The following is a 22,454-nucleotide window of genomic DNA, read 5'->3' on the forward strand; positions in this document are numbered from 1 at the left end:
TTTAACCTTCCATTTCAAGTTCCTGCATCGCTTTATCAAGCTCGGGGTTATTTTCTTTGTTAATTGGGCGAGGGCGACCATGCTTATCAATGGCAACAAAGGTAAACACGGCATCAGTCACACAATAACGCTCATTAAATGGTTCGGTGGATACTTTTTTTACCCACACTTCGACTTCGACTTTAAGTGAACTGTTACCGACTTTTACGCAGCGACCATAGCAACAAATAACATCACCGACACTAACGGGACGAATAAAATTGATTCTATCTACCGACACAGTTACCACAGGCCCTTGGGCGATTTCCTTGGCCATAATTGCGCCGCCTAAGTCCATTTGCGACATAATCCATCCCCCGAAAATATCGCCATTGGCGTTGGTATCTGATGGCATTGCCAGAGTACGCAGAAGTAAACGACCTCTTGATACTCGCCCTGGGTTTGCACCTGATTGCGTTTCTACAAATTCGTTTGCCATAATCGTTAATCCTTGTGTGTGTTATTACTGTCTTGTGGCAAGTATTTATATAAATAGACCCCTGTCACTAAGGTAGCAACGAGAGTCATGCCAAGAATGCCAAACACTTTGAAATTATACCAAGCATCATCTGACATATATTGGCTAATGATGATATTTAATCCCATACACAGCAAAAAGAAGATAGCCCAACCAAGATTGATTCTTGCCCAGATAAGGTCTGGAAGTTGGAGTTCTTTGGCAAGTAGCAGTTTGATAAGCGGTTTATGGAATACATATTGGCTGATTAAAAGTGCGGTCGCAAAAATGGCATACACCACGGTAACTTTCCATTTTAAAAAGGTCAAATCATTGAAATACACTGTTAAAAGACCAAAAAAGACGACTGCAATTGCCATGATTTTTTGTGATTTTTCAATTTTTCCAAAGTAGATTTTGAGTACGATTAATTGAATGAGTGTAGCGATAATAAGCACCACAGCACTGATTTGCACCCCGTAAATTTTGTACGCAATGAAAAACAGAATGAGAGGAATAAATTCAATCAGTTGCTTCATTACGCGCTCCGTTGCATAAAGTGTTGATAGAAACGATAGGTAAAAATTAACGTGAAAACGGCAACCGTTGAGCTGATGATCGTTGTAATGCCAACACTGATTGCATTATCGCCTAAGCGAGCCAGTTGCAGGTTGACCGCACTTGGTAAAATATAGGCAATGATGGTGAATAAAAATAGTGCTGACATACGCCCACTTCCTTGCTGCCAAACACGTTTCATTGCAGTATTGAGCGAAGTGCGGTCAATCACATAAGCATAAGGTGCGAGGGAGAGCCGTACAAACATAAAACCACCAAGTAAAATTGCAATGAGCCCTAAAATGCCGCCAGCCCCTGTAATTAAACTTAATATCGCGAGTGTAAATGGCAATACAACAAAAAAGTTAAGCAACAAAAATGGTAATAATTGTTTGATACTGTTGACGAATGCACTGGCATAATTCATGTGATGTGTGCGGCTGATTTGCATAATGGCATTAAGTAACCATAATGTCACGAGTAGTACAGCAATTTGCCCACCTACGGCGATGAGTGCTTGTGTGGGGTTGAGATGATTGCCTTCGTTCATCAATGGTTCAAGTGGTAATGCGCGTAAAGTAAACGCGATAATCGCTTGTAACATAATAAAAAACAGGGTCATCTGTTTTTGATTACGCATAAAATTAAAGCAGTCTTGAATAATGGCGGTAAAATTAAGTTGCATCAGACTTTCCTGTTAACTAAAACGCAACAAAGTATAGCAATTTGCATTGCTATTTTCATCATTTTTTGTCGTAAGTGCGGTCCAATAACCGCACTTTTATCTGATTATTTATAGGCTTGGAATTCCGCTTGGCTATTGAGTAATTGTGCACGTGTTATTGAAAATACGCCATCGCCCCCGTTTTTAAACTGAATCCAATTAAATGGCACATTCGGGAATTGTGCTTGTAAATGTACCATGCTGTTACCCACTTCACACACTAACACGCCATGTTCGGTTAAATAATCCGCAGCGTTGGCAAGAATACGCTTAACCAGCACTAAGCCATCGTCGCCTGCCTCTAATGCCATTTTGGGCTCATGCTCATATTCCGCTGGCATATCGTCAAGATCTTCTGCGTCCACATACGGCGGATTGCAGACGATCAAATTATAATTACCTTGTGGTAGTGCCTCGAATAGATCTGATTTCAATGGAAACACATTTTGCAGCGCATCGTGCTTTTCAATATTTATTTCAGTAACAGCTAACGCATCATCAGAGAGGTCAACAGCATCAATTTCGGCATGCGGGAAACGTTCAGCACAAGCAATTGCAATGCAACCGCTACCCGTGCAAAGATCCAAAATGCGTTTCGGCTCTTCTTGTAATAAGCCTGTAAAACCATCTTGAATGAGTTCACCGATAGGGGAGCGGGGAACTATGACACGTTCATCAACATAGAATGGCAAGCCGCAAAACCAGGCTTGATTAGTGATATAGGCCAATGGTTTGCGTTCACTAATTCGGCTAATCAACGCATGAAAAATGCGATCTTTTTCATGAAACGTTAAGTTGGAAGAATACAACGCTTGTGGCACATCTTGAGGCAGATGTAAACAAGATAGCACTAATTGAACCGCTTCATCCCACGCGTTATCTTGTCCGTGACCATAATAAATATCGGCAGCGTTAAAACAACTGTATGCCCAGCGCAAATAGTCTTGAATATTACGCAGATCTTCATAAACGGGGGCATCTGACATTTCTTCGATGAGTTCTTGGTTATAAATCATTTCTTCTACTTCAGCCATTGTGTACCTCTAGTTTTTCATTTTTTGGACAATAGTTATATCACATTTTAGCCATTAAGGCATAGAGCGTGTTAAAATAGATTCTTTTATCTCTCAATGGACAGATTATGAGCTTAAGTGAAGATGAGATTGCATTGTTTCGCGAGCAAGTACGGGGCGTAAAAGCCTTGCGACAAGACACGCACAGCCTGCATGTGCGCAAAATTGCCCAGCAACGTGATAAAAAAGCAGACGCTCAAAAGCAAGATAATCTATTTTATTTTTCAGATCAGTATGAACCGCACTTAGAAGAAGGTGCTACAATTCGCTATCGGCGAGAAAATGAATCACCGCACTTGTTAAAACAATTGCGTCGAGGTGATTTTGAACCAGAACTTTTTTTGGATCTGCATGGGCTAACCCGTGAACAAGCAAAACAGGAATTAGCCGCACTTTTATTGGCTTGTGAGCAAGAAAATATCGCGTGTGCTAGCATTATGACAGGCTATGGAACATATGCCTTAAAACAGCAAATTCCTCGCTGGTTAGTGCAACACCCGAAAGTGCGGGCGATGCACCAAGCCCCGAAAGAATGGGGTGGTGATGCCGCATTTTTATTTTTATTTGATATAGACATATAACAGAGCTAATGCCACGCAAGGAGAACGCATTATGCCATCGGTAAACCAATCTGCTATGGTTAATTTCAGTGCACAGCAGATGTATCAGTTAGTGAATGATTATGAGCAATATCCCCAGTTTTTGCCAGGGTGTGTGGCGGCTCGCACATTAAATCGGTATGAAAATGAATTGACCGCCGAGCTGGTTATTAGCAAAGCGGGCATTCGTCAGCAATTTACCACCCATAATATTATGCAGCCGAGTCGTGAAATTGTCATTGAATTGGTCGAAGGCCCTTTTCGTTTTTTAAAGGGTATGTGGCGTTTTGAGCCATTAGATGACCAGTCGTGTATTATTCGTTTACAACTTGAATTTGAGTTTTCGCATTTTTTGATAAGTCAGCTTTTTGGAAAAATTTTTGAACAATTAACGCAAAAAATGGTATCTGCATTTAAGCAACGTGCAAGTGAGGTTTATAGTGGCTGAAAAAATTCATATTCAAATTGCTTATGCTTTGCCTGATACGTATTTTTTACACAGTTATCAGGTGGAACAAGGCACGACGATCCAAAGTGCGGTATTACATTCTGGGATTTTGGCGCAATTCCATGAGATTGATCTACGCAAAAATCAAGTGGGCATTTTTGCGCGTCCAGCCAAATTAACCGATGTGTTACAAGATGGCGATCGGATTGAAATTTATCGTCCATTGCTTGCTGATCCAAAAGAGATTCGTCGTAAGCGTGCGGAGCAGCAGCGTCTTGAGCAAGAGGCGGAAAAAGCACGTGAACGCGAGCTTAAGCGTGAACAAAAGCGTGCAGAAAAAGAGAGCAAACACGATGAACCTTAATGGCATATATCAAAGTGCGGTTAAACTTAGCCTACTATTTCTCTTACTCATGTTTGGCACAATGGCGTTGTGTGTTGCCCTGGATTACCCATTACCAACGCCGTTAGCCTTTGTTGTTGTCAGCGCATTGTATGCCATGCTTACTCCCAGCCTACTACTGCACCTGCCATTGGCAAATGGCGAATTAATACCGTTACCTGCAAGTTCATGGGGCTGGATCTTCGGTAGCATACTACTATTATTTATAGTCTTTACCCTACATCTTGCCATTGTGTTGGCATGGCGATTTTTGAGAGCAAAACGATGATTGAATTAGATTACCTTTGCCTACCTAAAGGCATTACCCCTGAGATTTTTCTGCGTGATTATTGGCAGAAAAAACCGCTTTTCATCAAACAAGGCTTGCCACAAATTAAAGGCTTACTTGAACCGCAAGACATTATTGAGCTTGCTCAGCAAGAGGATGTAACCGCCCGTTTGGTGCAAACGACCGTTGAGCAAGGCAAAGAGCGCTGGACACTGAAAACGAGCCCGCTGGTGGCGAGCGATTTTGAGAATTTACCTGAAAAATGGTCAGTTTTGGTGCAAAATTTAGAGCAGTGGTCGCCAGAGTTGGGGGCATTGTGGCACGCCTTTCGTTTTATCCCACAATGGCAACGGGATGATATTATGGTGTCTTATGCACCACAAGGTGGCTCAGTGGGTAAACACTATGATGAATATGACGTATTTTTAGTGCAAGCCTATGGGCATCGCCGTTGGCAGCTTGGCAAATGGTGCGATCCAAGTACAGAATTTAAAGCAAATCAACCGATCCGTATTTTTGATGATATGGGGCAACTTGTATTTGATGACGTTATGGCACCTGGTGATGTTCTTTATGTGCCATCACGGCTGTCGCATTTTGGAGTGGCGCAAGATGATTGCTTAACCGTGTCATTTGGGTTGCGTTATCCTAATTTAGGCGATCTGTTAGCGGGCGTGAATCATTCATTAAACCATACCTCACCGCACTTTAATGCGAGCGAATTGACAATTCCGCTTCGTCTGAATCCCGCAGAACAACCATTAGCCAAACTGGATGATGCTATGGTGCAAGCAATGAAACACGCCTTGCTTGACACATTAAGCCAGTCGGCTGAGTTTGATAAATTATTCAAACAAGCCGTAGCAAGTGCGGTTAGTATTCGCCGTTATGAACTGTTGGAAAGCGATGATGATTATTACCCCGATGAGCTCGCCGAAGTGTTACAAGCCGGGGCAAAAATTATGCAGGATAATAACTGTAAAATGCTTTACACCGAGCAGCCGTTTGCTTTTTATATCAATGGTGAGTGGCTTGATGAACTCAATGAAACGGAAAGTGCGGTATTAACTTTCCTTGCCAATGGCAATGCATTAGATTGGCATGCGTTTACCGATTTTGTCTCAAGTGATGACGACATGGCACAAACGCTGTTGCTCGACTCGCTATGTAATTGGCTAGAAAATGGCTGGCTTTACTTACAGGCATAATATGGCAGAAACAATTTACAGCGTTTCGCAGCTTAATCACCGTGCTAAGCAGTTGCTTGAAAGCCAGCTGGGCAGCGTTTGGTTGACGGGTGAAATTTCAAATTTTGTGCAGCCTATTTCTGGGCATTGGTATTTAAGCTTGAAAGATGAAAATGCCCAAGTGCGGTGTGCCATGTTTCGCAGCCAAAATATGCGGGTTGCGTTTCGTCCTGAAAATGGTATGCAAGTGCTGGTGCGGGCGCAAGTGAGTATGTATGAGCCGAGAGGTGATTATCAATTGCTGATTGACGCTATGCAAATGGCTGGCGATGGCATATTACAGCAGCAATTTGAGCAATTAAAACACAAATTGTCAGCGCAAGGACTTTTTGCTCAGCACCATAAGAAACCGTTACCGCACTTTTGCCATAAAGTCGGGATTATCACGTCTAAAAGTGGCGCAGCATTGCATGATATACTCAATATCCTTGCACGTCGAAGTCCAATGACAGACGTGGTGGTGTATCCAAGTGCGGTACAAGGGCAACATGCAGCGCAAGAGATTGCACAGAACATCATGTTGGCTAATCAACGCAATGAGGTTGAGGTGTTAATCGTGGGGCGTGGCGGGGGCTCACTAGAGGATTTGTGGTGTTTTAATGAAGAAATCGTTGCGCAAGCGATTTTTAACTCGCATCTTCCGATTATTAGTGCGGTTGGACATGAAACAGATGTGACTATTGCTGATTTTGTAGCAGATGTGCGAGCACCGACGCCATCGGCTGCGGCAGAAATTGTCAGTCAAGATCGCCACGCATTGCTCACACGTTTGGCAGTACAGCTGCAAAATTTATTTATAGCATTTGATCGTCAGACGGAGCGATGGCACCAACGGCTGAATACAGTAACGTTACGACTTCATCATCAGCATCCCAATCGCATGCTAGCGCAGCAACATATACAGCTAAGCCACCTTTATCAACGACTACAAAGTGCGGTCAACGTCAGATTAAAAGACATGCAGCAGCCATTATCGTTATTGTGCCAGCGACTGCATGCACAGCACCCTAAACAGCAATTACACGCACGACAACGCCAGTTTTTGCAGCTACAAACACAACTGAAAAGTGCGGTGATGCGTCAGTTTAGGCAAGCGACGCTACGCCATGATTACCTTTGCGAGCGTTTGGCGAAATCGCCTTTGCCATACCACCTCAGGCAGGCTGAACATCGTGTGCAACATCGGAAAGCGGCATTAATGAAGGCAATGGAAAGAATATTGCAATCGAAGCAGCACGATTTTGTCCAAAAAACCTTATTATTGGATAATCTTAGCCCGCTAAAAGTGCTGACTCGAGGGTATTCCATCACCTTAAATCAAGCGGGGAATAGCATTAAAAGTGCGGTTGAGGTACAGCCAGGCGAGCAGATAACGACCTATTTAGGACAAGGAAAAATCGTAAGTCAAGTTGTTGATATAAAAAAGAAAAGCGAGTATTAACTCGCTTTTCTTTATTTTTTCTTCGATTTCTTAATGAATTTCATTAAGCGTTTACGTTTGCGTAACTGGGTTGGTGTTAGTGTATTACGCTTGCCAGCATACGGATTGGCACCTTCTTGGAATTGAATGCGAATCGGTGTGCCGATAATCTTCAAACTGCGGCGATAATAATTGGTCAGATAGCGTTTGTACGAATCGGGCAATTTTTCCACTTGATTGCCATGAATGACGATAATTGGTGGGTTATGTCCACCTGGGTGTGCGTATTTCAGTTTCACCCGTCGCCCTGAAACAAGCGGTGGCTGGTGTTCATCGGTTGCCATTTGCAAAATGCGCGTGAGCATTGATGTGGAGTAGCGTTTGATCGCACAAGCATAAGCCTCTTGTACGGATTTAAACAAGTTGCCAACACCACTGCCATGTAAAGCCGAGATAAAATGAACACGGGCAAAATTAATAAAATCTAAACGGCGATCGAGCTCTGATTTAATGCGATCTTTGGCATCCATATCCAAACCGTCCCATTTATTGACCACAATGACCAATGAACGCCCTGCATTGAGAATAAAGCCAAGAAGTGAGAGATCTTGATCGGAGATACCTTCACGTGCGTCAATAACCAGTAACACCACATTGGCATCTTCGATCGCTTGCAGCGTTTTAATCACCGAAAATTTTTCAACGGCGAGTGTTACTTTGCCACGTTTACGTACGCCTGCGGTATCAATCAAGGTATATTCTTGTCCGTCACGCTCCATTGGGATATAGACGCTATCGCGTGTCGTGCCAGGTAGATCATAAACGACCACGCGATCTTCACCTAAAATACGATTGGTTAAGGTGGATTTTCCGACATTTGGACGACCGACAATGGCAATTTTAATATTGCGCTGGGTAATGTCTTCAGGATCGGCTTCCTCATCATCTTGTGCTAAAAGTGCGGTCAGCTCATCATCACTTAGGCTAAACCCATCGTTCCACTCATCAGTATTATCATCTTCAAGTACATTTTCCTCAACCGCACTTTCAGCTAATGGAGCCAGCACTTGCTCAATCAGTGCATTCACACCACGCCCTTGTGAAGCCGCAATTTGGACGATTTCGCCTAAGCCCAGTTGATAAAATTCGGCACAGTGGGAATCAGCATCAATACCGTCGGTTTTATTTGCTACCACCACAGTGGTTTTATCACGTTGGCGCAAGTAATTTGCCAGCCCAATGTCAGCAGGCATTAGCCCTGCTCGAGCATCTACCATAAACAGCACGACATCCGCTTCATCAATTGCCAGAAGCGATTGTGCCGCCATTTTTTCTTCAACGCCTTCTTCGCTACCGTCAATTCCTCCTGTGTCAATCACAATAAAATCATGTCCAGCAAGATGGGCTTGCCCATATTTCCGATCACGGGTTAATCCTGGAAAATCGGCCACCAAGGCATCGCGGGTGCGTGTTAAACGATTAAAGAGAGTCGATTTACCCACATTGGGGCGACCTACAAGGGCAATTACCGGCGTCATTCTTTATATCCTTATCTTAAACATCAATTAATCTACCATCATACTGAATTTTGCCAATTGGAGATAGTAAAATTTATCAAAGTGCGGTCGGCATAAAATAAATGCTCGCTTAAGCGAGCATTTTATGGTGTGCTTATCATTGACTAGGTTGAGCCTCTTCGACTGGTGCACCACCACCTTGTAGCTGTAATGCGTCCCACACACTTGGTTTACGTTCAGGTTGAGTAACAGGTTGACTACTAGGGGCAACCACTGGCGCACGCTGTGTGCAAAAACTCTGGTTTCGGTTTGCCCATACGGGAATTGTCCTGCTACTGCTGCAATCCCAACTACCAAAACTATTAATGCCAACCCACTTGATATTCGGTGATTTTGGCAGATGCAATGGTGTTGGTGATACAAGTGAAAGATAGTGTTGATAAAGCTTCAATGCCCCCGTCGAGCCTGTTAGCCCTGTTTTACCATTATTGTCACGACCAAGCCAGACGGTAATTACTTCTTTCCCGTCAATACCAACAAACCAAGTATCACGTGCATCGTTGGTTGTCCCTGTTTTGCCTGCGAGATGAAATTCGGCAAAATCAGTTTGTAAGCTGCGACCTGTTCCGCGTTCGACCGCTTGTTGCATCGCGTATAATGTTTGAATTGCCGCCTCTCGTGGCACAACTTGGTCGCTAGCACTGTTGCGTTGGTACAGCAGTTGACCGTTACGACGTGTAACACTGTCAATAGAGGATAACGGTATTTTTTCACCAGCATTGGCGATCACTTGAAAGAGTTTTGTGACATCAAAGGGCGCAATGGCGTAAGAGCCGAGTAGCATAGCAGGCACGCGTGGGATTTTAATTTTATCCCAGCCCATTGCTTTTTGGTTGGCAATAACCGTATCAAGCCCGACTTTCATACCAATATTCACGGTCGGAATATTCAGTGAGCGTACCAATGCGTCCATTAGCATCACCGAACCACTATAACGACGGTTATAGTTGCGAGGTTGCCAATCAGGTGCTCCTTTGATTTTAATCGTGATTGGGCGATTTTGAATTGGTGTGTTGAGTCTAAATTGCTCTGGATTAGCCAATGCACTGAGGTAAATTGAGGGTTTGACCAATGAGCCGATTTGACGTTGTGAGCGTAAGGCACGATTAAAGCCCGCATATTGTGTTTGCACGCCACCGACCATTGCAAGCACCCCACCTGTGCGGTAATCTGCAACCACCATAGCAGCTTCAAGATCAGGGCGTTTTTGTTGCAGTTGCAATTTTTGAGTAGCCTCAACTAATGCCTTTTCTGCCATGCGTTGTTTGTTAATATCAAGCGTGGTAAAAATACGTGCACCTGAAAGCGCGGTCGCCTTATTATCACCCAGTACGCTACTCAAATCTTGCTTTACTAATTGCATAAATGCTGGTTGTGCTCGTGTAACGCTGCCTTTGGGTTTTACATCCAGTGGACGGCGGCTGAGCAGTTGATAGAGGCTTTCATTGATAATGCCGTTTTCTTGCATAATTTTTAGTACGACATTGCGTCGTGCCATCGCATTATCAGGATAACGCCATGGATTATAAATTGATGGACCTTTCACCATTCCCACCAATAACGCGATTTGATCTAGACGAATTTCTTGAATTGGGCGACCAAAAAAGAGCTGGCTTGCGAGTGCAAAGCCATGAATTTCAGTGTCTCCTGATTGTGCAAGATAAACCTCATTGAGATAGGTTTCTAAAATTGTATTTTTATCGTAACGGGCATCAAGCAAAATTGCCATAAATGCTTCGTTAATTTTTCGAGTGAAGCTGCGACGATTGCTTAAAAAGAGATTTTTGACTAATTGTTGGGTTAGCGTGCTGCCTCCTTGCACGGTTTGCCCCGCCTGAATGTTGGTGATCATTGCCCGTGTAATGCCAAGTAAACTGACGCCATTATGTTCATAAAATCGGCGATCTTCAGTTAATAGAAGGGTATCAATCAAATAACGGGGATATTGATGCAATGGGATTGCAAGGCGATCTTCTTTATTAGATTGCAACATTGCAATTAATTTGGGGGCTAGGCGAAATTGTGTAATGGCTTGGCGATTGACTAAATCTTCGATTACATTTAATCGCCCATCACGGAAACGCAGGCGTAAAACACGTTGAGGCTCTGGTGCATCTGGAAATTCAAAGGCGCGGCGAATTAAAACGATGGTATCCTCTTCAATTTTGAAATCCCCAGGTGTACCCAGCATATTGACTTGCCTATAACCATTATCAATTAATTTTTCACGCACTTCGGTTAGAGTGGGGTGCTTGGGTTGTTCAATACTTTCAATTTGCGCATAAACTTCTGCGGGCAGTTGCCAAATGCTGCCATCAAGGGTATTGCGAATTCTTGCATCAAGATATGCAAGGTAAAACAAGACACAGCAAAGTGCGGTGAACCCGACTTTTAGGCTAAAAATCAAAAAACGCATACGCCATGTACGTTTGCGTTTTGGCGGAGTTTGTTGTTTGATTTCAGTTTGTTCGTTATTCGGATCTGAAGGCGATGTCATGCAATAAAACCTATGCCGTTTCTATTTTTGTGTAAATTATAACAAGGCTTGTGAAAAAAGCCTAACATTCAGCGAGCAATGCGTCCAATGCTGGCGTTAATTTAGGGTACTGAAACTGAAATCCTGCCTGACAAAGTTGTTTGGGGATAATGGATTGATTATCAAGCAATAATTGTGCACGCTCGCCAAGAACGAATTTTAAAACAAATGCAGGAACAAATGCAAAGTGCGGTCGGCGCAGTGTATGAGCTAACGTGCGGTTAAACGCAGCATTGGTTACAGCATGAGGTGAACAACAGTTAAAAGGACCTTGGCATTGTGAATGGTTTAAAAGAAAAAGAATGATATTAACCATATCCTCAAGGTGGATCCACGCCCAGTGTTGTGTGCCTGAGCCGATTCGACCGCCGAGTCCCAGTTTATACAATGGCAGCATTTTCGCCAATGCGCCTCCCGTGGTGGCAAGTACCATCGAGGTACGCAGGAGGCATACTCGGCATGTGGCGTTAAGGGCGGCATTTTCCCAGCGTTGACATAATTCAGCTGCAAAACCTGTGCCAGCATCTGCATGCTCATCAACCTCACGTTGAGTTACATTACCGTAAAAACCAATAGCAGAGCCTGAAATTAGAACTTCGGGAGGATTGTCGCTGGCATTGATTTTTTCGACTAGGGTTTGTGTTAGTTGTACACGGCTGGCAACCAGCTCTCGTTTTTGGCGTACTGTCCAGCGTTTATCAAAAATTGGTTCACCAGCAAGATTGATGATCGCATCAAATTCATTAAAATGATGAAGTGCGGTTAAATCGGAACAATAATTGAGAATTAGCCCTTTAAAATGGGTTTTGGCATGATGTTCATTACGGGTAAGTGCGGTAATGCGATGCCCTTGAGCCAGTAGCGTTTGGCAAAGTGCGGTGCCGATTAGCCCCGTCGCGCCCGTAATAAAAATGCGCATAGTACTCCTTAAAGTGAATTTTCAAATAATTGCTGGATATTTTTTACTAACTGTGTCGTTTTGGTCTTTAGTGTTGGTGTGATAAACACCGTATCATCACCGGCAATTGTTCCTAAAATGCCGTCATTTTTGCCAATTGAATCTAATAATCGCGCAATCAGTTGTGCACCGCCAGGGCTGGTACGAATGACGACCAGTGCATTGTTATAATCAATATCTAGCACCAAATTTTTCAAAGGGCTAGAGGTATTTGGCATGCTTAATTCAGGCGGCAGACAGTACACTGTTTGCATTTTTGAATTGCGAATACGCACGGCCCCGAATTTGGCTAGCATTCGTGAGATTTTAGATTGGTTGACTTGAAATCCCTTTGATTGGAGCGCATCAACAATCTCCCCTTGGGAAGCGTATTTTTCTTCTAAAAGCAAAGCCCGAAAGGCACTGTTCAGTGATTCAGATTTAGTGAGTGTGTTCATTATGCTTACTCTATGCAGAAATTTGCATAGATAGTGCATATTTTTTCAAAAAAAGGCAAATAAAATTTTCCTATTTAGGCAAAGTGCGGTTAGTGCAAGGAAAAAATTTGCCCTAGCTCTCACTTTTGCATTGTCATATTTGAATTTGCCTGCAATTGGATCTAGACTTAACTCACTTTAGTTAATTAAATGTAAATATAAGGAGTTTTAAATGAAAGTTGCGGTCTTAGGTGCAGCAGGCGGTATTGGGCAAGCGTTAGCATTGTTATTAAAATTAAATTGCCCAGCAGGGACTGAATTAGCATTATATGATATTGCACCAGTCACACCAGGTGTGGCGAAAGATATTAGCCATATTCCAACCCCAGTGCAGGCAAAAGGGTATGCAGGAGAAGATCCAAGCGAAGCCTTGCAAGGTGCAGATTTAGTGTTGATTTCAGCGGGTGTTGCACGTAAACCCGGTATGGATCGTTCGGATTTATTCAACATTAATGCCAGTATTATTAAAAATTTAGTCGAAAAAGCGGCTGTTGCTTGCCCGAAAGCCTGTATTGGTATTATCACCAATCCAGTGAATACCACCGTTGCGATTGCTGCGGAAGTGTTGAAAAAAGCAGGTGTGTATGATAAACGTCGCTTATTTGGGGTAACCACCCTTGATGTGATTCGTTCAGAAACGTTTGTATCAGAACTGAAAGATGTTGCACTGGATAAAGTAAGAGTGCCTGTGATTGGAGGGCATTCAGGCGTGACGATTTTACCATTGCTTTCGCAAGTCGAGGGTGCAAGTTTCACAGCTGAAGAAGTTGAAGCATTAACGAAGCGCATCCAAAATGCGGGAACAGAAGTGGTAGAGGCGAAGGCCGGTGGCGGAAGTGCGACGCTCTCTATGGCACAAGCTGCCGCACGTTTTGGTTTGTCTGTGTTGAAGGGCTTAAGTGGTCAAGAGGCTGTCGAATATACTTACGTTGAAGGCGATGGCAAATATGCTCGTTTCTTTGCAGTGCCTGTGCGTTTAGGTAAAAATGGTGTAGAAGAAATTCTCCCAATTGGTCCGCTAAGTGAATTTGAGCAAAGTGCGGTTGAGGCGATGTTACCGACCTTGCAAAAAGACATTGCGCTAGGTGAAAAATTTGTGAATGGTGAATAATACATCATTACAGCCCGACATGATTCTTGTCGGGCTTTTTTTATTATGCGTTATATAAATTTTTTTATAAAGAAAAAGTGAGACGTTAGCACGATGTGAAGGCGTTACTCAAGCATGAGAGAACATTATTATGATTAAAAAAGCGAACTACGATCAGCTTGATTTTGCTCGGCTTTATCGTGAGCAGAAAAAAGTTAGTACATTTAAAACAAAAACTTACATTGATTGGGATAAAAAAGCCCTTATTTCAGGGCAGAATATGCTTAAAGGGAATTATCCGACGGATTTTCTGTCCCGAGTGGATTTTTCTGGCTGTCAAAGTGCGCTGGATTTTGGTTGTGGACCAGGCACATTGTCGTTATTAGCCGCACCGTACTTGCACGAAGTGGTTGCCTGCGATTATGCACCGAATATGCTCACTTTTCTAAATGACAATGCACATCGGCAAGGGATTAATAATATCCGCACACTACAATTAGCCTATGAAGATGACTGGGATGCTGTGCCTGAATGTGATTTAGTATTTGCCTCACGCTGTTTAGAGTTAGACGATATACAAATGGGACTCAAAAAACTGATAAGTAAGGCTAAACAGCGTGTTTATCTCACGTATAAAGTCGGTCGTAGCTTTTTGAGTGATGATATTGATGATCTCATTGAACGCCCAATAGTGCCAAAACCAGATTATATTTATGTCATTAATATATTGTATCAACTGGGCATCCACCCTAAAGTGGATTATATTGAGTGTGAAGATAAGCGTTTTATGGCAGAAAGTGCTGATGAGTTACTTGAGCGTGTACGTTGGAGTTTGGGCGAGCTTTCTTGTGTTGATGAGCAAAAAATTCGTACTTATTTCCAAACAGATTTTCAGCATACCCAACGTATTATTAAATGGGCATTTATCAGTTTTGATGTAAATTGACCGCACTTTTAGCTACCAGATAGGCTGGTGAAGAAAACGAGCAAGAGAGGGACGGCAAGATTGATAATAAAGCCATAGCTGATAGCGAGCGGAACAACTTGCACACCACCACTGCGTTGAATGATTGGTAACGTACAATCAAGTGCGGTTGCACCAGTAAAACCAACCGCACTTGTGGCAAAGCGACGCATTAATGCAGGCACAAAAATTAAGCTCAAGATTTCACGCATAAGATCATTAAAAAATGCAATACTCCCTAGTACTGGTCCAAACGCATCATTGATGACCACACTAGACAATGAATACCATCCAATGCCAGAGGCAACAGCAAGCCCTTGAATAAGAGGAAAATCTAGCCAAGATGCGGCGAGAATGCCGGCAATCAGGCTTGTGATGATGACACCACAAGCAGCGACAATACCGCGACGGTTAAACAGCACTTGGCGTAAGCTGATGCCATTATTGCGTAACTGAACACCAACGAGAAAGATTAATACGACCAATACATAGGTGCTAGCATTATGGGGTAAGGAAAAATGCCCTTTACTGACAAGTTCAACAATGACACCCATGAAGACCATGCCGAGCATAAAAAGCGAATCTAGCATTAAACGCCAGCGTGGTGGTAGGCTAGCGGCGGTTTTTTTTACTTGATAAGGATAGTATTTATCTAATATGAGTAGATAAGCGACATTTAGCCCAATAGTACACAGGATAAACGTAAGTGCAGCGTGCATAATAATGGGTAATTTTTCAGCTAAATTGTCAATTTGCCCTAAAGAGAATCCCATCATAAATAAAATGACGTAAAGTAAGCCCACCACACCGACATTAAGACGACGTAAAATGGCGGGATTATGTGTTTTAATTAAGTACCCGAAAATCATAGGGCATAATACAATTAACAATCCATCCATTTCACACTCCTTTATTGGCTGGCTGATTATAGCGAAAATGTGCTGCTGGGTATATCCCAAGTGCGGTTTTTTTAGTAAGCTAGATAAAAAAGAGGTTGTGATGTATTTAAAGCAAATTGATATAGCAGGTTTTCGTGGTTTAAATCGATTATCAATTAGCCTGCGTTCCAATATGGTGTTAGTGGGCGAAAATGCGTGGGGGAAATCAAGTTTGCTTGATGCCTTAAGTTTAATTTTAAATCCGAGCGCACCACTGTATCAATTTGAGATAAGTGATTTTCATTTAACTGAACAGGAACACCACGCATTTGTTAAGCATAAAATAGCGCCGACAACAACCAAAAATTGCACGTTATTGTTTATATTTAGTGTCAGCGATATTGATGAACCGCACTTTAAAGAAAGGCAGTGCTACAAACCTCTGTTCTGCCCCCATGATGATCGTTATGCGCGTATTTATTTGCGAGTTTCTGCCGAGTTAACAGCGGGAAAAGTGAGCACAAATTACAGTTTCTTAAATCAAAATGGTGATGTGTTGGATGTGGCTGATAAAGCGACATTAATTAAGACATTGATTGCACAGCATCCAGTGTTACGCTTTCGGGATGCACGCTTGGCGCATAAATCAAATTTTCAGTTAAAAAACTTACCGGATAAAATTCCTGCAAAAGAAATGCAGGCGATTTTTAATATTATTCACTATTATTTTTTACAATCGCCCCATGCGCTGTTGATGACCGATTCTATGCAATGGTGGGCGACAGTCAAACAACTTAATCAAGCCTTAGCACAGGATAAAAATGGAACATTGCGTAAACAGCTCTTGTTAGCGTTAATGAGAATGTTTAAGCAGGGGCAGCAATTGAATTTTGAGCGTTATACTCGTCCGATTATTTTGCTAGAAGATTTAGAAGCACGGCTTCATCCTCGAATGGTGGCGATTGCATGGGAATTTGCTCGTCATTTGCCAATCCAACGCATCACGACAACGAATTCAGTAGAGCTTTTATCATATGTGAAAATAGAGCATATTTGTCGTTTGGTGCGTAGAGAGAATATCACATATGCTTATCAATTAGCGCGTCATGATTTAAGCTCAAATGATCATAGAAAATTGGGTTTTCATATTCACTATAATCGTAGCTTAGCACTTTTTGCTCGTGCGTGGTTGTTGGTTGAAGGGGAAACAGAAGTTTGGCTCATGTCAGAACTGGCTGAGATTTTAAATATTAATTTAGAAATGGAAGGCATCCGTATTATTGATTTTGCACAGTGTGGTGTGCGCCCCTTAATTAAATATTGTCAGAAAATGGGGATTGAATGGTTTGTCTTGACCGATGGGGATAGTGCGGGTCGTAAATATTATGATACAGTTAAAAGCAAATTGGCAGAACAAGATAGTCTTGTTGGGCGAGTGATTACGCTACCTGAACGTGACATAGAGCATTACTTTTTTCATAATGGATTTGCACAGGTATTTTATCGCTTAGCTAAGGAGAATAGCTTAAATAAAAAAATGAACGCGACTAAACTTATCCAAAAAGCCATTAGCCATAGTTCAAAGCCCGATCTTGCTTTGGCATTAGCAAATGAAATAAAAAAGCAAGGTGCGGACAGTGTGCCAAGCCTGTTTAAACAAATGTTTTTTAAATTGCGACAATTAATCGTGATGTAAACCGCACTTTTTATTAAAAAATGAAAAAAACTTTAGACTGTAAATTTTTTTTGTATAAAATAATTTACTTATTAACCTAAGACGAGACCTACATATGAAAAATAAAACGTTAGGAAGCACCTTGATTGTTGCTGGTACAACCATTGGCGCAGGAATGCTCGCCATGCCTATTACCTCAGCAAGTATGGGATTTGGAATGACAGTCGTGTTGTTATTGGTACTATGGCTGTTGCTATCATTTAGCGCGCTTTTATTTATTGAAGTGTATCAAACGGCAAGCAAAGATGCTGGTATTGCCACCCTTGCTGAACAATATTTTGGTAAAATAGGGCGTGTTTTAGCTACGTTGTCGTTATTAATTTTTATGTATGCTATTTTAGCCGCTTATGTGAGTGGCGGCGGTTCGTTAATCAGTTCACTGTTGCCTATTATTGATGGATTGAGTGCCAATGGCTTTGGCGTCATTTTATTTACGGTGGTTTTAGGCATTTTCATTATTATTGGAACGGGCAGTGTTGATGCGGTCAATCGCCTTTTCTTTTTTAGTAAAATTGCCATTTTTATCTTCATTTTAGTGATGATGTTACCGCTTGTTAAAAGTGACAATTTAATGGCACTCCCGTTAGATAAAGCGGTAATGCTATCAGCAGCACCTGTCTTTTTTACCTCATTTGGTTTTCACGTGGTGATTCCATCAATTGTGCGTTATCTCGATGGTGATATAAAACAATTACGCATTGCGATTGTCGTTGGCACAGGCATACCACTAGTGGCTTATTTCTTATGGCAATTAGCCACCCATGGTGTATTAAGTCAAAGCCAGTTCTTAGCCATTTTGAAAACTGACCCGACGTTAAATGGACTGGTCGAAGCAACACGTACGATTACGGGTAGCCACTTCTTAAGTGAAGCGGTACGCGTGTTTTCATCTTTAGCATTGATCACGTCATTCTTAGGGGTGTCTTTAGCATTATTTGATTGTTTACGCGATCTCTTGATTCGTGTGAAAATCAAAACAAATCGCCTATTTTTAGGGATTTTAACATTTGCACCACCACTATTATTTTCGCTCTTTTACCCGAAAGCCTTTATTGCTGCGCTTGCTTATGCGGGCATAATGTTTGCATTTTACGGACTGGTTTTGCCAATTGGATTAGCGTGGCGAGCACGCAAATTCAACCCAACACTGCCTTACAAAGTGAAAGGTGGCAATATCGGTTTGTTTATTGCACTAGTGCTTGGTATCCTGATTATTAGTATTCCATTTTTAATTAATGCGGGGTATTTGCCTGAAGTTGTTGGCTAATTGTAAAGTGCGGTTAATAGAAAAAAACCAAGCAAATAGCTTGGTTTTTTATTGAGTTTAATTTAGTGATCAAGATATAAGTAATTTTTCCAGCTATTCATTCGCAACAGAATTTTGCGCATCATAGCTAAATGATGCATATGATGAGTATAAACGGCAATTTCTACATTGGTACCATAAGGAAGATGATAGTTATCAAAATTTTTATCTGTAATTTCAAATAATACCAATGGTTTTCCATCATGTTCTAAGAAATTTCCTGTATATAATGTACCGTTTGCTTGAACTTCATTTTCTGAAATAGCAGGGAGAATGGTGAGTACTTTTCCCGTAAACGTTTTCCCAGGAATAGCAGGAAAAACAAATTCAGCTTCATCATTAGGTTGAAGACGCAATAAGGAGTTTTGTCTAAATGCGCCGACAAACTGTTTAGGTTGTACATGAATAAATGTCATTACAGGTCTAAGAGGTAGCGTATTTGCCATCATGCCAGGTCTTAAAAGTAGTTGAGATACAAAGCCATCACTCGGAGCTGTGATCACAGTATTCGCAAGATTATACTCCGCCTTAGCCAGTGCGGCTTTTTTAGCTACAATTTTGATATTTTCGCCATTGATTTGTGCGTTAATTAAACTTTCATTTTTTTCTAATGTTGCTTTTGCAGCGAGGTAATTGGCTTCAGCAATAGAAAATTCATTTTCTGTTTTTTCATATTGTACTTGGCTGATTGAATTATTTTTGATTAATGTTTTAACACGCTCTATATTCTTTTTAGCTTGTAGATAGGTCTTTTGGCTTTCTGCTACACGTACCTTTGCGGTGATATAATCTCCTTCTATGCCTTTTACAGTAGAATAGCTTTCAGCGAGTTCTGCACGTTTTTGATCTACTTCAGCTTGATAAGGTACGGGATCGATCTTAAATAATATATCTCCCTTTTTAATAGGCTCATTTGGTTTGATATTCACTTCAATTACTCGCCCATTGACACTTGGAATAATCGGGGTTGAGATATAATACTGTCCTCCAAGATGAGTGTAAGGGTGATTGTAGTTCATAAAAAGAACCATTGATAATACAAGTGCCACACCTCCTAAAATAGCTGTTGGAACAGTCCATTTAGTTAAAGGAATTTTAAATAATTTAAAAATAAAATAACATATGCTGGCATAAATAATAATAATTAACAGTTCCATTAGATTTGACCTTTTGGTTGTACTGAATGTGTTTGTTCAAATTGCTTTATTTGGGCGGATAATTGTTCTACTTTTTGCTCAAGTTCTGCAATTTTGCTTTTATCTATTGCAATTTTTCGACTGTTTTCCTCACACTGTATGTGATTTTTTTTCAGATAATATTTGTCAGAATAGTTTCCCCAGCTTTCTTCTTTAGTCCACATCACCGCCCAAATCCAGAGAAATGGCCAAATAATATGGAGTGTAAATAAACTAACCCAGCCTGCGTAGTGAATAGCTTCTGCATGAGGGTGATTACGTTTTTTTGCAATATTATAGGGAATATCATGAATAGCAATGACACCATAGAAAATCATGACTACTGCGAAAATAAGGAAAAAAAGAGCTAGATAATCAAGAAACATAAATCACTCATTATTTATGAAGTTATAAAAGACTTTTATTTTAAATTAAAATTAATCTGTAACCTAGAATATATTTAAGACTCGTAGTAATTTTACAATACGAGTCTATTCAATTGAAAAAGAACTATAGATTATGTGGCCTTTTTCATAGATTTTACAAAATGGGCTAAATCAGTTAAGCATTGTTGATGTGAACTAAGATTATGTTCAATAATGTTGACAATAGCAGAACCTGAAATCGCACCTTGGCAACCGGCATGAATTGCATCTTTCACTTGGACTGGTGTGGCAATGCCAAAACCTTGCAAAATGGGCGGTGCATTATAACGTTTTAATTGCTCAATCAAGACGTGTAGATTACTGGCGTGTTGCTGATTTTCCGCACTGGTTACCCCTGCCCGCGAAACCAAATATGTGTAACCTTGGCTGTATTGTGCAACATCGGCAACGGTTTGCTCACTGGCATTAGGCGGGCAGATGAACACGGGTTGAATGCCAAATTTAACCGCACTTTGTATAAAAGGATCTGCTGCCATCAGTGGCACATCGGCGATCAGCACAGCATCTACGCCAGCTTCTTGGCAACGTTGATAGAAGTGATCAAGCCCTTGGGCATAAACCAAATTGGCACATAATAACAGGCTAATAGGCACGTTAGGGTAGCGGCTTCGCACCCGTGCGAGCAACTCAAAGCAGGCATCGGTGCTAAAACCTGCTGCCAATGCGCGGTTATTTGCCGCTTGAATAACTGGCCCGTCAAGTAGAGGATCAGAAAACGGAAAGCCCAACTCCAGCGCATCGGCACCGTTTTCCACCAGTGTGCAGATGATCTCAAACGAGCGTTCAAGGGTTGGATCACAGAGTGTAACAAACGGGACAAATGCACTTTGTTTTGCATTTTGAAGTTGGCTGAAAAGAGTATCGAAACGGCTCATAGAATAACTCCACGTTCAGTTAAAATGTTATGCACAGTGAAAATATCTTTATCGCCACGCCCCGAGAGATTAACAACTAAAATTTGTTCTTTATCAGGGGATTGCTTTATCATTTTTAATGCATACGCCAGTGCGTGGGCGGACTCGAGAGCAGGAATAATGCCTTCATGCTGTGTCAATTGTTGGAACGCATCGAGGGCTTCATCATCTGTAATGGCATAATATTCTGCCCGTTTGATCGCGTGTAGATGTGCATGTTGTGGTCCAACAGAGGGAAAATCTAGCCCCGCGGAAATAGAATAGGACTCATGCACTTGCCCATCAATACTTTGCATTAAAGGGGATTTCATCCCAAAATAAATGCCGACCGCACTTTTGTTTAGCGGTGCACCGTGCTTGCCACTTTCAAGTCCTTCGCCTGCAGGTTCAATGCCAATTAAGCGAACCGCACTTTCATCAATAAAATCGGCAAACATCCCAATGGCGTTCGAGCCACCACCCACGCAGGCGATCACACCATCAGGTAAGCGATGCTCACGCTCACGCAATTGTTGTTTGGTTTCTTCCCCGATCATTTTTTGAAATTCACGCACAATGGTTGGGAAAGGGTGGGGACCTGCCGCAGTACCAAGCAAATAGTGCGCTTTGTCATAATTGGCAGACCAATCACGCATTGCCTCACAACACGCATCTTTCAATGAGCACGAGCCTTTTTCAACAGGGATAACGGTCGCCCCCATCAAGCGCATGCGAAAAACATTGGGCGATTGGCGTTCAACATCTTTTGCGCCCATATAAATGCGGCATTTTAGCCCTAATAATGCACAGGCAATCGCTGTTGCCACGCCATGTTGCCCAGCACCCGTTTCGGCGATGATTTCTGTTTTTCCCATTCGTTTTGCCAACAAGGCCTGCCCTAATACTTGGTTTGTTTTATGAGCACCGCCATGTAATAGATCCTCACGTTTGAGATACAGTTTCGTTTTGGTGCCTTTCGTGAGATTGCGGCACAAGGTCAAGGGGGTAGGCCTTCCCGCGTAGTTATGTAATAAATCGGCAAACGCGTGTTGGAATTGTGGATCGTGTTTTGCGTCAATGAAGGCTTGTTCTAGTTCAAGCAGTACAGGCACCAAAATTTCAGGCACATACATACCACCAAATTCACCAAAATATGGGTTAAGTTTTGTCTGTTGCATAGCGTT

Annotated in this window: 23 protein-coding genes; 10 read left to right on the forward strand and 13 right to left on the reverse strand. The window is 41.9% G+C overall.

Annotated elements, in window-relative coordinates:
• Nucleotide 1 precedes the first annotated feature (1 nt).
• The 4 genes from yciA to prmB form a co-directional block, all read right to left on the reverse strand.
• Nucleotides 2–478: an acyl-CoA thioester hydrolase YciA gene (gene yciA / locus HPC40_RS03060; protein WP_208118018.1), complete on the reverse strand. Its 477-nt coding sequence runs from the start codon at nt 476–478 to the stop codon at nt 2–4.
• A gap of 5 nt (nt 479–483) precedes the next feature.
• Nucleotides 484–1,035: a septation protein A gene (locus tag HPC40_RS03065; RefSeq protein ID WP_208118019.1), complete on the reverse strand. Its 552-nt coding sequence runs from the start codon at nt 1,033–1,035 to the stop codon at nt 484–486.
• Nucleotides 1,035–1,739 (reverse strand): hypothetical protein, encoded by a 705-nt coding sequence (locus HPC40_RS03070; protein ID WP_208118020.1) that lies wholly within the window; start codon nt 1,737–1,739, stop codon nt 1,035–1,037. Before HPC40_RS03070 ends, HPC40_RS03065 begins: the two co-directional genes overlap by 1 nt.
• A 104-nt stretch (nt 1,740–1,843) precedes the next feature.
• Nucleotides 1,844–2,812, reverse strand: a complete 969-nt coding sequence (gene prmB, locus HPC40_RS03075; RefSeq protein ID WP_235972290.1) for a 50S ribosomal protein L3 N(5)-glutamine methyltransferase — start codon at nt 2,810–2,812, stop codon at nt 1,844–1,846.
• A gap of 107 nt (nt 2,813–2,919) precedes the next feature.
• Between prmB and smrB the strand changes: the two genes are divergently transcribed.
• Genes smrB through xseA form a run of 6 tightly spaced genes read left to right on the forward strand, consistent with a single transcriptional unit; the run spans nt 2,920 to nt 7,257 of the window.
• Nucleotides 2,920–3,432 carry an endonuclease SmrB gene (gene smrB, locus HPC40_RS03080; protein ID WP_208118021.1) on the forward strand — a complete coding sequence of 171 codons (513 nt, stop codon included), beginning with the start codon at nt 2,920–2,922 and terminating at the stop codon, nt 3,430–3,432.
• A 31-nt stretch (nt 3,433–3,463) separates the two neighbouring features.
• Nucleotides 3,464–3,898: a type II toxin-antitoxin system RatA family toxin gene (locus HPC40_RS03085; RefSeq protein WP_208118022.1), complete on the forward strand. Its 435-nt coding sequence runs from the start codon at nt 3,464–3,466 to the stop codon at nt 3,896–3,898.
• Nucleotides 3,891–4,262: an RnfH family protein gene (locus tag HPC40_RS03090; RefSeq protein ID WP_208118023.1), complete on the forward strand. Its 372-nt coding sequence runs from the start codon at nt 3,891–3,893 to the stop codon at nt 4,260–4,262. The genes HPC40_RS03085 and HPC40_RS03090 overlap by 8 nt, the downstream gene beginning before the upstream one ends.
• Nucleotides 4,252–4,569 (forward strand): hypothetical protein, encoded by a 318-nt coding sequence (locus tag HPC40_RS03095; protein ID WP_208118024.1) that lies wholly within the window; start codon nt 4,252–4,254, stop codon nt 4,567–4,569. The genes HPC40_RS03090 and HPC40_RS03095 overlap by 11 nt, the downstream gene beginning before the upstream one ends.
• Entirely contained in the window at nt 4,542–5,777 is a 1,236-nt protein-coding gene (locus HPC40_RS03100; protein WP_235972291.1) for a ribosomal protein uL16 3-hydroxylase, read from the forward strand. Before HPC40_RS03095 ends, HPC40_RS03100 begins: the two co-directional genes overlap by 28 nt.
• 1 nt (nt 5,778) lies before the next feature.
• On the forward strand, nt 5,779–7,257 hold the full coding sequence (gene xseA / locus HPC40_RS03105) for an exodeoxyribonuclease VII large subunit (RefSeq protein ID WP_208118025.1): 1,479 nt from the start codon (nt 5,779–5,781) through the stop codon (nt 7,255–7,257).
• Between the two features lie 11 nt (nt 7,258–7,268).
• On the opposite strand, the gene der is transcribed toward xseA, so the two are convergent.
• From der to argR, 4 genes are all read right to left on the reverse strand, one after another.
• Nucleotides 7,269–8,774: a ribosome biogenesis GTPase Der gene (der, locus tag HPC40_RS03110; protein ID WP_208118026.1), complete on the reverse strand. Its 1,506-nt coding sequence runs from the start codon at nt 8,772–8,774 to the stop codon at nt 7,269–7,271.
• A gap of 136 nt (nt 8,775–8,910) precedes the next feature.
• Complete coding sequence (gene mrcB, locus HPC40_RS03115; protein ID WP_208118027.1) at nt 8,911–11,310, reverse strand: penicillin-binding protein 1B; 2,400 nt, start codon at nt 11,308–11,310, stop codon at nt 8,911–8,913.
• Between the two features lie 61 nt (nt 11,311–11,371).
• Nucleotides 11,372–12,268 (reverse strand): TIGR01777 family oxidoreductase, encoded by an 897-nt coding sequence (locus HPC40_RS03120; protein ID WP_208118028.1) that lies wholly within the window; start codon nt 12,266–12,268, stop codon nt 11,372–11,374.
• An 8-nt stretch (nt 12,269–12,276) separates the two neighbouring features.
• Nucleotides 12,277–12,744: a transcriptional regulator ArgR gene (gene argR / locus HPC40_RS03125; RefSeq protein WP_208118029.1), complete on the reverse strand. Its 468-nt coding sequence runs from the start codon at nt 12,742–12,744 to the stop codon at nt 12,277–12,279.
• A gap of 211 nt (nt 12,745–12,955) precedes the next feature.
• Between argR and mdh the strand changes: the two genes are divergently transcribed.
• A complete protein-coding gene (mdh, locus tag HPC40_RS03130) occupies nt 12,956–13,894 on the forward strand; it encodes a malate dehydrogenase (protein ID WP_208118030.1) in 939 nt (312 codons plus the stop codon).
• A gap of 130 nt (nt 13,895–14,024) precedes the next feature.
• Nucleotides 14,025–14,819, forward strand: coding sequence for a class I SAM-dependent methyltransferase (locus tag HPC40_RS03135; RefSeq protein ID WP_208118031.1), 795 nt, complete (start codon nt 14,025–14,027; stop codon nt 14,817–14,819).
• A gap of 8 nt (nt 14,820–14,827) precedes the next feature.
• Here the strand turns inward: HPC40_RS03135 and HPC40_RS03140 are convergent, their stop codons facing one another.
• Complete coding sequence (locus tag HPC40_RS03140) at nt 14,828–15,736, reverse strand: lysine exporter LysO family protein (protein WP_208118032.1); 909 nt, start codon at nt 15,734–15,736, stop codon at nt 14,828–14,830.
• 100 nt (nt 15,737–15,836) lie between these two features.
• Between HPC40_RS03140 and HPC40_RS03145 the strand changes: the two genes are divergently transcribed.
• Both HPC40_RS03145 and HPC40_RS03150 read left to right on the forward strand, forming a co-directional pair.
• The gene (locus HPC40_RS03145; RefSeq protein WP_208118033.1) at nt 15,837–17,411 is read left to right on the forward strand and encodes a DUF2813 domain-containing protein; all 1,575 of its coding nucleotides are present in this window, start codon (nt 15,837–15,839) and stop codon (nt 17,409–17,411) included.
• Between the two features lie 94 nt (nt 17,412–17,505).
• On the forward strand, nt 17,506–18,717 hold the full coding sequence (locus HPC40_RS03150; protein ID WP_208118034.1) for an aromatic amino acid transport family protein: 1,212 nt from the start codon (nt 17,506–17,508) through the stop codon (nt 18,715–18,717).
• A gap of 62 nt (nt 18,718–18,779) precedes the next feature.
• Here the strand turns inward: HPC40_RS03150 and HPC40_RS03155 are convergent, their stop codons facing one another.
• The 4 genes from HPC40_RS03155 to trpB all read right to left on the reverse strand — a co-directional run bounded on the left by HPC40_RS03155 (nt 18,780) and on the right by trpB (nt 22,448).
• Nucleotides 18,780–19,913, reverse strand: coding sequence for an HlyD family secretion protein (locus HPC40_RS03155; RefSeq protein ID WP_208118035.1), 1,134 nt, complete (start codon nt 19,911–19,913; stop codon nt 18,780–18,782).
• Nucleotides 19,913–20,317: a DUF3302 domain-containing protein gene (locus HPC40_RS09450; protein ID WP_208118036.1), complete on the reverse strand. Its 405-nt coding sequence runs from the start codon at nt 20,315–20,317 to the stop codon at nt 19,913–19,915. Before HPC40_RS09450 ends, HPC40_RS03155 begins: the two co-directional genes overlap by 1 nt.
• Before the next feature lie 131 nt (nt 20,318–20,448).
• Complete coding sequence (gene trpA, locus HPC40_RS03165; protein WP_208118037.1) at nt 20,449–21,252, reverse strand: tryptophan synthase subunit alpha; 804 nt, start codon at nt 21,250–21,252, stop codon at nt 20,449–20,451.
• The gene (gene trpB, locus HPC40_RS03170) at nt 21,249–22,448 is read right to left on the reverse strand and encodes a tryptophan synthase subunit beta (RefSeq protein ID WP_208118038.1); all 1,200 of its coding nucleotides are present in this window, start codon (nt 22,446–22,448) and stop codon (nt 21,249–21,251) included. Before trpB ends, trpA begins: the two co-directional genes overlap by 4 nt.
• Nucleotides 22,449–22,454 lie beyond the last annotated feature (6 nt).

The sequence above is a fragment of the Spirabiliibacterium falconis genome (assembly GCF_014885015.1).
GTDB classification, from domain to species: domain Bacteria; phylum Pseudomonadota; class Gammaproteobacteria; order Enterobacterales; family Pasteurellaceae; genus Spirabiliibacterium; species Spirabiliibacterium falconis.